The organism is Nocardioides sp. (assembly GCF_036274455.1).
In the GTDB taxonomy this organism is placed as follows: domain Bacteria; phylum Actinomycetota; class Actinomycetes; order Propionibacteriales; family Nocardioidaceae; genus Nocardioides.
Genome location: NZ_DASUFR010000152.1, coordinates 1 through 8,964, shown reverse-complemented (window position 1 = coordinate 8,964; position 8,964 = coordinate 1). Strand labels below are relative to the sequence as shown.

Here is an 8,964-nt window from a genome sequence, read left to right as displayed (position 1 = left end):
TACTGGCTGCACAGCGCCTGCAGCCGCACTCGGGCCAGGTCGGCGCGGGTCGCGGTGCCGAAGTAGGCCTCGGTCCAGGCCGCGGTCATCTCCGGGGTGAAGTCGCATTCGGTCGAGGTGTTGCCGAGCTCGAAGCAGGCGTCGTTGTTGCCGCTGTACTCGTAGTCGATCAGCCACACCCGGTCGCCGTCGTCGAGGTAGTTGGCGGCCAGCAGGTCGTTGTTGCAGGGCACGGTCGGGCGCGGGGCCGCGGCCAGCGCGCGCTGGACGTCGGCCCACGCATCCGCGTGGTCGGTGTAGGTCGCCGGCAGGGGGAACCCGTTCTCCTGCACGCTGGCGAGGTATCCGGCCTGGCGCGCGAACATGTCGAAGTCGTTGACGAACTGCGGCCCGGCGTGCAGCCGCCGGCAGGCGTCGGCCGCCCGGGACATCACGCCTGCGTCCTCGAAGCCGGCGTTCTCGAGTGCCGTCGCCTCGAGGTAGCCGATGACGAGCATCCCGAGGTCCGGCCGGTACTCCACGACCGGGGCGCCCACGCCGGCCTCCGCGGCCCGGGCGGTGTTGGCGTGCTCGGCGTCCCGGTCGATGCCGAGCAGGGCCGCGTCGCTCGAGGAGCAGCGCACCACCAGGTCGAGCGGCGGCCCGTCGTCGGTCGTGGTGACCCGCACGTTGTGGTTGGTCAGGCCGCCTGGCAGGTCGGTGGCGCCCCAGGACCGCCCCGCCAGGGTGGCGAGGCGGTCCAGGTCGGGCTGCATCGAGATCAGTCGTCGAGGAGCTGCGCGACCTCGGGATCGATGTTGCTGATCGGTCCCCGGAACCACTTCTTCGCCGAGGCCTGCCACCAGATCAGCAGCAGGAGGAAGGTGCCGACGGTGACGATCGGCGAGTAGTTCACGAACTTCCACTCGAAGTCGGAGTCGCTGAACGGGTTGCCGCCCGGAAGGGTCGGCATCATCAGGTACAGCAGGACGATCACGATCTCCGCGACCGCGACGGGGTTCATCCACTTGTACTTGGCGCCGTTGTTCCAGGCGCCCACCTGGAAGGCGTCCCCCATTCGCCAGCGCAGGTAGATCGGGATCGCGAACGCGGCGTACAGCCCGATCACCGCGATCGAGGTGACCGCGTAGAACGCGACCGGGATGATCAGGGGTTCCTCATCGGTCCCGACGTTCACCTTGATCAGCGCCGGCAGGGTCACCACCGCGGCAGCCACCGCGACACCGATGACCGCGTTGGCCGGGACCCTGGTGCTGGTCAGCTTCGACCAGATCGACGAGCCGGGGATGGCCTTGTCGCGGCTGAACGCGAAGGTCATCCGCGAGGCGGAGGTGAGGCACGAGGTGGCGCAGAAGAACTGTGCCGACGCCGAGATGAACAGCACCAAGGTCGCCCAGTTCTTGTCCATGGACTGGACGAAGATGTAGGCCACGCCACCGGCGCCGACCCCGGCATTGTCGGGGTCGCCGTTGGAGTCGTTCGGGATCGCGAACACGACGCAGAGCAGCAGGATGTAGCCACCCAGCCCGGAGTAGAAGATCGAGCGCCAGATCCCCTTGGCCGCGGCCATGCTCGCAGAGGAGGTCTCCTCGGAGAGGTGGGCGCAGGCGTCGAAGCCGGTGATCGTGTACTGGGTCAGCAGGAAGCCGAACGGCACGATGATGAACCAGAAGCTGAGCGTGCTGTTCTCGCCGTTGAAGTAGCCGGAGTTGTTGAACCGCTCGGTGAACACGTAGCTGAACGACTGGTGCTGGTCGGGGACCAGCAGCAGGATCAGCACGATCACGCTGGCGCCGATGACGTGCCACCACACCGACACGTTGTTCATCACGGCCATCAGGTGCGAGCTGAAGATGTTGAGCACGGACGCCGCCGCAAGCACGATCACGAAGATGATGAAGACGCGGGTCAGTGAGTAGTCGGCGGCGTAGGACTCGGAGTAGGTGCTGATCGTCAGGTCGATGAACGTCGCACAGCCGTAGGACACACCCGCGGTGACCGCGACCAGGCCGATCAGGTTCAGCCAGCCGGTGAAGAAGCCCGCGCCGGGGCCACCCAGCTTGGACGCCCACCAGTAGATGCCTCCCGACGTCGGGTACGCCGAGACCAGCTCGGACATCGTGAAGCCGATGATCAGGATGAACAGGCTCAGGATCGGCCACGACCACGAGACGGAGATCGGACCACCGTTGTTGAACCCGGCCCCGAAGTTGGTGAAGCAGCCGGCCAGGATCGAGATGATCGAGAACGAGATTGCGAAGTTCGAGAACCCCGACCACGACCGGTTGAGGTCCTGCTTGTACCCGAGACGTGCGAGGTGAGCCTCGTCCGCGCTCAGGTGCGCGTGGTGCTCAGGGATCGGCTCATGTGCTTCGGGCATGCGACACACCTTCCGGGATGCACGTGCGAATTTGCACCGGACGCTAGACCCGAGCCGTTCCGGGTGTAAACACTCTGTTGTGAAAAAGGTCTGAACTCAGACCTTTGTGGGCCTCCATGTTTGACAGCCGAGGGAACGGGATCGAGAGTGACCGCCATGAGCGTCCACCCGGAGCACGACCTGCCGGGGGCGGTGCTCCGGCCGGTGCGCGGGCACCACGCGTTCGAGTCGTGTGTGGAGCAGCTCGCGACCGCGATCCGGCTCGGTGTCTACCCGCGAGGCAGCACGCTGCCGACGGAGCGAGAGCTGGCCGAGCGGCTGCACGTCTCGCGGGCGACGCTGCGCGAGGCGATGGCGGCGCTCCGGCAGGCCGGTCTGGTGGAGACGACCCGGGGGCGCGGCGGCGGCACCGTGGTCACGCTCAAGCAGGGCATGCCGTCGGCGCGCGCGGCCGCGCGGGTCACGCCGACCAGGCGCCGGGACTGGCTGGACGCCCTGGACTACCGCCGCATCGTCGAGCCGGGAGCAGCCGCGCTGGCCGCGTCCCGGCAGCTGACCGACGTACGCGTGGAGCAGCTCGAGCAGGCGCACGCCGAGGTCGCCTCGGCCCGGAAGCGGGCCGAGCACCGGCAGGCGGACTCGAGGTTCCACCTGACGGTGGCCGCCCTCACCGACTCGCCGCGCACCGTGGAGGCGGTCACGTCGGTGCAGGCGACCCTGCACGAGATGCTGCTCGCGATCCCCGTGCTGGACGCGAACATCGCCCACTCGGACCGCCAGCACGCGGCGCTGGTGCGGGCCATCAAGGCCGGCAAGCCGGACCGGGCCCGCCGGGTCATGGAGGAGCACTGCGACGACACTGCCGCGCTGCTGCGCGGCCTGGTCGGCTGAGGCCGCCTCGGAGAAGGCCGTCGAGGAAGAGCAGAGGAGAGACGTGGACCAGATCGAGAAGCGCAACGACCGGCACCTGACGATGGCCGAGCTGCTGGAGCGGATCAAGACCCGCGAGATCGACACCGTGGTGGTCTGCTTCACCGACATGCAGGGCCGGCTCCAGGGCAAGCGACTCCACGGCCAGTACTTCACCGACGTGGTGGTCGACCACGGCACGGAGGGGTGCAACTACCTGCTCGCCGTCGATGTCGACATGAACACCGTGGACGGCTACGCCATCTCCTCGTGGGAGCGCGGGTACGGCGACATGGAGTTCGTCCTCGACGAGAGGACGATCCGGGTACTCACCCACCTGCCGGCCACCGCGATGGTCCAGTGCGACCTGGTCTGGCTCGACCACTCCCCCGTCCTCCAGTCGCCGCGCGCCATCCTGTCCAAGCAGCTGGACCGGGCGGCCGGGCACGGCTGGCAGGCGTTGGCCGGCACCGAGCTCGAGTTCATCGCCTTCGACACGACCTACGAGGACGCCGCCGATCTCGGCTGGCGCAACCTCACCCCGGTCAACCAGTACAACGTCGACTACTCGATCCTCGGCACCAGCCGCGCGGAGCCGCTGCTGCGAGCGATCCGCAACACGATGTACGACGCCGGACTGGACGTCGAGGGCGCCAAGGGCGAGTGCAACCTCGGGCAGCACGAGGTCGGGTTCCTCTACGCCGACGCGCTGACCACCGCCGACAACCACAGCGTCTACAAGACGGTGGCCAAGGAGATCGCGGCCCAGCAGGGCCGGTCGATCACCTTCATGGCCAAGTACAACGAGCGCGAGGGCAGCTCCTGCCACATCCATCTCTCGCTGCGCGGAACCGACGGGTCCCTGGTGTTCTGGGACCAGGACAAGAACCAGCGGACGCCGCTCTACGACCAGTTCGTGGCCGGGATCCTCGCCACGATGGCGGACTTCACGCTCTTCTACGCGCCCAACGTCAACTCCTACAAGCGGTTCGCCAAGGGCTCGTTCGCGCCGACCGCGATCGCCTGGGGGCTCGACAACCGCACCTGCGCGGTCCGGCTCGTCGGCCACGGCGCCGGCGCCCGGATGGAGAACCGCGTGCCGGGCGCTGACGTCAACCCCTACCTCGCGCTGGCCGCGATGGTCGCCGGTGGGCTGCACGGCATCGAGCAGCAGCTGCCGCTGGAGGCGGAGCTCGTCGGCAACGCCTACGAGTCGGACAAGCCGCACGTACCCTCGACGATGCACGAGGCGCGCGAGCGGTTCGCCACCTCCGCCCTGGCGCGGGCGGCCTTCGGCGACGAGGTGGTCGACCACTACACCAACATGGCCGACGTCGAGCTGGCGGCGTACGGCGCGACCGTGACCGACTGGGAGCTCCGAAGGGGATTCGAGCGACTGTGACCGACACCTTCACCGTCGTCAACCCGGCCACCGAGCAGCCGGTGGTCGACGTACCACTGACCGACCTCGCCGGGACCGACGCGGCCATCGCCGCCGCCCACGAGGCGTTCCGGTCGTGGCGGGCCGTCGCCCCCGGCGAGCGGGCCGCGCTGCTGCGACGGTTCGCAGCGGTCGTGGACGCCCACAACGAGGAGCTGGCCGAGCTCGAGGTGCGCAACTCGGGCCACACGTGGAACAACGCGCGGTGGGAGGCCGGCAACGTCCGCGACTGCCTCAACTACTACTCGGGCGCGCCCGAGCGGCTGCACGGCAAGCAGATCCCCGTCGCCGGCGGCACCGACATCACCTTCTACGAGCCGCTCGGTGTCGTGGGCGTGATCGTGCCGTGGAACTTCCCGATGCCGATCGCGGGCTGGGGCTTCGCCCCCGCGCTGGCCGCCGGCAACTGCGTGGTGCTCAAGCCCGCCGAGATGACCCCCCTCACCGCGATCCGCATCGGTGAGCTGGCCCTCGAGGCGGGGCTGCCCGAGCACGTGCTCTCCGTCCTGCCCGGCAAGGGGTCGGTCGTGGGCGAGCGGTTCGTCACCCACGAGCTGGTCCGCAAGGTGGTGTTCACCGGCTCCACCGAGGTCGGCAAGCGGGTGATGGCCGGCTGTGCCGAGCAGGTCAAGGCGGTGACCCTCGAGCTGGGCGGCAAGAGCTCCAACATCGTCTTCGCCGACGCCGACATCGCGGCCGCGGCGGCCTCGGCGCCCTACGCCGTCTTCGACAACGCCGGGCAGGACTGCTGCGCGCGGTCGCGGATCCTGGTCGAGCGGCCGGCGTACGACGAGTTCATGGCGGGGCTCGAGAAATCGGTGCAGGCGCTGCGGGTGCTCGACCCCGCCGACGAGTCGTCGGAGATGGGGCCGCTCATCTCCTCCGGACAACGCTCGACTGTCGAGGGATTTCTGAGCGAGGTCGACGTCGCCTTCGCCGGCTCGCGACCTGACGGCACCGGCTGGTGGATCGCGCCGAGCGTCGTGACCGTGGAGGACCCGGCGACCCGGATCTGGCGCGAGGAGGTCTTCGGCCCGGTGGTGGCGGTGATGGCCTTCGACGACGAGGCCGACGCGATCGCGAAGGCCAACGACACCGAGTACGGCCTGTCCGGGTCGATCTTCACCAACGACCTCGGCAAGGGGCTGCGCGTCGCCCGCGGCGTCGAGGCCGGGAACCTCTCGGTCAACAGCCACTCCTCGGTCCGCTACTGGACGCCGTTCGGTGGCTACAAGCAGTCCGGCCTCGGCCGCGAGCTCGGCCCGGAGGCCCCGCTGGCCTTCACCGAGGAGAAGAACGTCTTCATCGCCCACTGATCAGCACACGGGGCTTCGAGGCTCGCTGCGCTCGCACCTCAGCCACCGTGGACGGAAAGGAAACGAAGGTGGCAGGACGCATCCAGGACCGCGTCGCGGTCATCACGGGGGGTTGCTCGGGGATCGGGTTGGCGACCGTACGCCGGTTCGTGGCCGAGGGTGCCAGGGTCGTCATCGGCGACCTCTCCGACGACCGGGGCAAGGAGCTGGTCGAGGAGCTCGGCGGGTCGGACGTCGCGACGTACGTCCACGTCGACGTGACCGACAAGGACCAGGTCGACGCGCTCTTCCAGACCGCGAAGGACACCTACGGCGCGGTCGACATCGCCTTCAACAACGCGGGCATCAGCCCCCCGGAGGACGACTCGATCCTCGAGACCGACCTCGAGGCCTGGCGGCGGGTCCAGGAGGTGAACCTGACCTCGGTCTACCTGTGCTGCAAGGCGGCGCTGCCCCACATGCTCGAGCAGAAGCGTGGCTCGATCATCAACACCGCGTCGTTCGTCGCGGTGATGGGCGCCGCCACGTCGCAGATCTCCTACTCGGCGTCCAAGGGCGGCGTGCTCTCGATGACCCGGGAGCTCGGTGTGCAGTTCGCGCGTGAGGGCGTCCGCGTCAACGCGCTCTGCCCCGGTCCGGTGAACACCCCGCTGCTCCAGGAGCTGTTCGCCAAGGACCCGGAGCGGGCCGCCCGCCGGCTCGTGCACATCCCGATGGGCCGGTTCGGCGAGCCCGAGGAGATGGCGGCGGCGGTGCTGTTCCTCGCCTCCGACGACTCCTCGTTCATGACCGCGAACACCTTCCTGGTCGACGGCGGCATCTCCGGCGCCTACGTCACGCCGCTGTGACGACGCCGTGAGCACCCCGGTCATCGGCCTCACCACCTACCGGGAGCCGGCCCGGTGGGGGGTGTGGGACCAGCGCGCCGACCTGCTGCCCGCGCAGTACGCCGAGGCGGTGGTCTCCTGCGGAGGCGTGCCGGTGCTGCTGGCGCCGATCGACGCCGTCGGCGCGGCCGAGACCGTGGTCGCCCGGCTGGACGGGCTGGTGATCTCGGGCGGGGCCGACGTCGACCCGGCGCAGTACGACGCCGAGCCGCACCCCCGCACCGTCAACTGGCGCCCGGACCGCGACGCGTGGGAGCTCGCGCTGCTCACCGCCGCCGAGGCGACCGGGCTGCCGGTGCTCGGCGTCTGCCGGGGGATGCAGGTGATGGCCGTGCACGCCGGCGGCAGCCTCGACCAGCACACCCCCGACCTCGTGGGCCACGACGAGCACAGCCCCGGCGGTGACGTGTTCGGCCAGGTGGCGGTTGCCACCGAGCCCGGCAGCCGGCTGGCCGCGCTGGTCGGCTCCTCGCTGAAGGTCAACTGCCACCACCACCAGAGCGTCCGCGAGCACCCGGGCTACGTCGCCTCCGCGCACGCGTCGGACGGCACCCTGGAAGCCATGGAGTCCGCGGACGGCGACCGGTTCTGCGTGGCCGTCCAGTGGCACCCCGAGACCGCCGCCGATGTCGGTCTGCTGGCCGGGCTGGTGCGGGCCGCCGCGGCGTACCGCGCGTGAGCCAGTCTCCGGCGCCGGTGCTCGTCAGCGCCCATCGCATGGGTGCCGAGGGCGACCGGTCCCGCGAGAACACCCTCCCGGCGCTCGCCGACGCTCTCGCGCTGGGTGTGGACTACATCGAGTTCGACGTGTGGCGTCGCGACGACGGCTCCTACGTCGTGGCCCACGACCCGGATCACGACCTCGGTCTGCCCTACGACGTCGTGCTGAAGGCGTTCGACGGCCGGGCCCGGGCCCACATCGACCTGAAGTTCACCTCGCCCGCCGAGGCCTACGCCGAGGGCCGGGCCTGGGAGGTCGAGGCGGCCCGCCTCGCGGTCGAGCTGCTCGGCCACGAGCGGATGATCGTCACCACCGGCCACGACCTCGCGATACGCGCGGTCCGCGACTGGAGCGACGCCGAAGGACTCGAGCTGCTCGTCGGCCTCTCCCTGGGCCGGTCGGTCCGCCGGCTGTCGTGGCTGCGCCGCATCGAGGTCCGCCGCTCGGAGCTCTTCCCCAACATGCGGATGCGTGCGTCACGGGCCAACCTGCTGGTGGCGCACCACGTGCTGGCACGGTTCGGCGTGGCGGCGTACGCGCGGCGCCGCGGGATCCCGCTCCTGGTCTGGACCGTGGACACGCCGCGCGCGCTGCGCTACTGGCTGCGCCCCGGCCGCGCGTGGCTGGTCACGACCAACCACCCCGGCCTGGCGCTGGAGGTGCGGTCCGGCGTCAGCTGGTGAGGCACTTGCCGATGTCGTCGGCGATGTCGGTGATCGCCTTCTCGTCGTCCTTGCTGCCCTCGAAGCTGTCGTCCCCGTCCACCAGGGCCTGGAGGGCGTCGTCGGAGAGGTCGGAGTCGTGCAGGGCCTCGGCGATGCAGTCGATCGCCTCGTCGCCCGCGCCAGTGGCCAGCGCGCTGGCCGAGTTGCCGTCGTCCTTGAGCGCCTTGGCGATGTCGTCGCTCGAGGGCCGGTCGCCGCCACCACCGCCACAGGCGGTGAGCACGGCGAGCAGGGTGAGCAGTGCGACGAGCTTCTTCATCTGTGTGCTCTCTCGTAGGGGCAGCCGCGTGGCCGCCGTCCGGGTCCGCGCACACCCTTGCCGGGCGGCCGACGGCTGTCAAAGGCTTGGGAGGTGACAGGCGCCCGCAGCTTCGGTGGGTGCGGGCCTGACAAGATGCCTACATGACCACGGAGGCACACGTGGAGACCGTGACCGACGTCCTGGGCGAGCCCTACCTCGCCGAGACCCTGGAGCTCGAGCCGGACGACGAGGGCGAGGTCGTCGCGACGCTGGTCAAGCGGACGTCCACGGCGCAGACCACCAAGGCCGTGCTGCACCTGCACGGCTTCGCCGACTACTTCTTC

The 8,964-nt window shown here is 69.9% G+C and carries 9 protein-coding genes and 1 pseudogene; 7 read left to right on the top strand and 3 right to left on the bottom strand.

Annotated features, from left to right (window positions below):
- Together VFV89_RS15030 and VFV89_RS15025 are read right to left on the bottom strand one after the other, a co-directional pair.
- On the bottom strand, positions 1–755 hold a 755-nt coding region (locus VFV89_RS15030), incomplete at its 3' end, for an LPS biosynthesis choline kinase (protein WP_329706764.1).
- A gap of 5 nt (positions 756–760) precedes the next feature.
- Entirely contained in the window at positions 761–2,380 is a 1,620-nt protein-coding gene (locus tag VFV89_RS15025) for an amino acid permease (protein ID WP_329706763.1), read from the bottom strand.
- Positions 2,381–2,536: 156 nt separating this feature from the next.
- On the opposite strand from VFV89_RS15025, the gene VFV89_RS15020 reads away from it, so the two are divergent.
- The 6 genes from VFV89_RS15020 (at position 2,537) to VFV89_RS14995 (ending at position 8,337) form a co-directional block, all read left to right on the top strand.
- Entirely contained in the window at positions 2,537–3,271 is a 735-nt protein-coding gene (locus VFV89_RS15020) for a FadR/GntR family transcriptional regulator (RefSeq protein WP_329706762.1), read from the top strand.
- Positions 3,272–3,314: 43 nt separating this feature from the next.
- Positions 3,315–4,691: a glutamine synthetase family protein gene (locus tag VFV89_RS15015; RefSeq protein WP_329706761.1), complete on the top strand. Its 1,377-nt coding sequence runs from the start codon at positions 3,315–3,317 to the stop codon at positions 4,689–4,691.
- Positions 4,688–6,046 carry an aldehyde dehydrogenase family protein gene (locus VFV89_RS15010; RefSeq protein ID WP_329706760.1) on the top strand — a complete coding sequence of 453 codons (1,359 nt, stop codon included), beginning with the start codon at positions 4,688–4,690 and terminating at the stop codon, positions 6,044–6,046. The genes VFV89_RS15015 and VFV89_RS15010 overlap by 4 nt, the downstream gene beginning before the upstream one ends.
- Positions 6,047–6,114: 68 nt before the next feature.
- Positions 6,115–6,894: a 3-oxoacyl-ACP reductase gene (locus VFV89_RS15005; protein ID WP_329706759.1), complete on the top strand. Its 780-nt coding sequence runs from the start codon at positions 6,115–6,117 to the stop codon at positions 6,892–6,894.
- A gap of 7 nt (positions 6,895–6,901) precedes the next feature.
- Positions 6,902–7,612: a gamma-glutamyl-gamma-aminobutyrate hydrolase family protein gene (locus tag VFV89_RS15000; RefSeq protein WP_329706758.1), complete on the top strand. Its 711-nt coding sequence runs from the start codon at positions 6,902–6,904 to the stop codon at positions 7,610–7,612.
- Positions 7,609–8,337, top strand: coding sequence for a glycerophosphodiester phosphodiesterase (locus tag VFV89_RS14995; protein WP_329706757.1), 729 nt, complete (start codon positions 7,609–7,611; stop codon positions 8,335–8,337). Before VFV89_RS15000 ends, VFV89_RS14995 begins: the two co-directional genes overlap by 4 nt.
- Here the strand turns inward: VFV89_RS14995 and VFV89_RS14990 are convergent.
- Entirely contained in the window at positions 8,327–8,638 is a 312-nt protein-coding gene (locus VFV89_RS14990) for a hypothetical protein (RefSeq protein WP_329706756.1), read from the bottom strand. The genes VFV89_RS14995 and VFV89_RS14990 overlap by 11 nt on opposite strands.
- Positions 8,639–8,781: 143 nt before the next feature.
- Here VFV89_RS14990 and VFV89_RS14985 point away from each other — a divergent pair.
- Positions 8,782–8,964 (top strand): annotated as a pseudogene (locus VFV89_RS14985) (alpha/beta hydrolase); the annotation flags it as partial.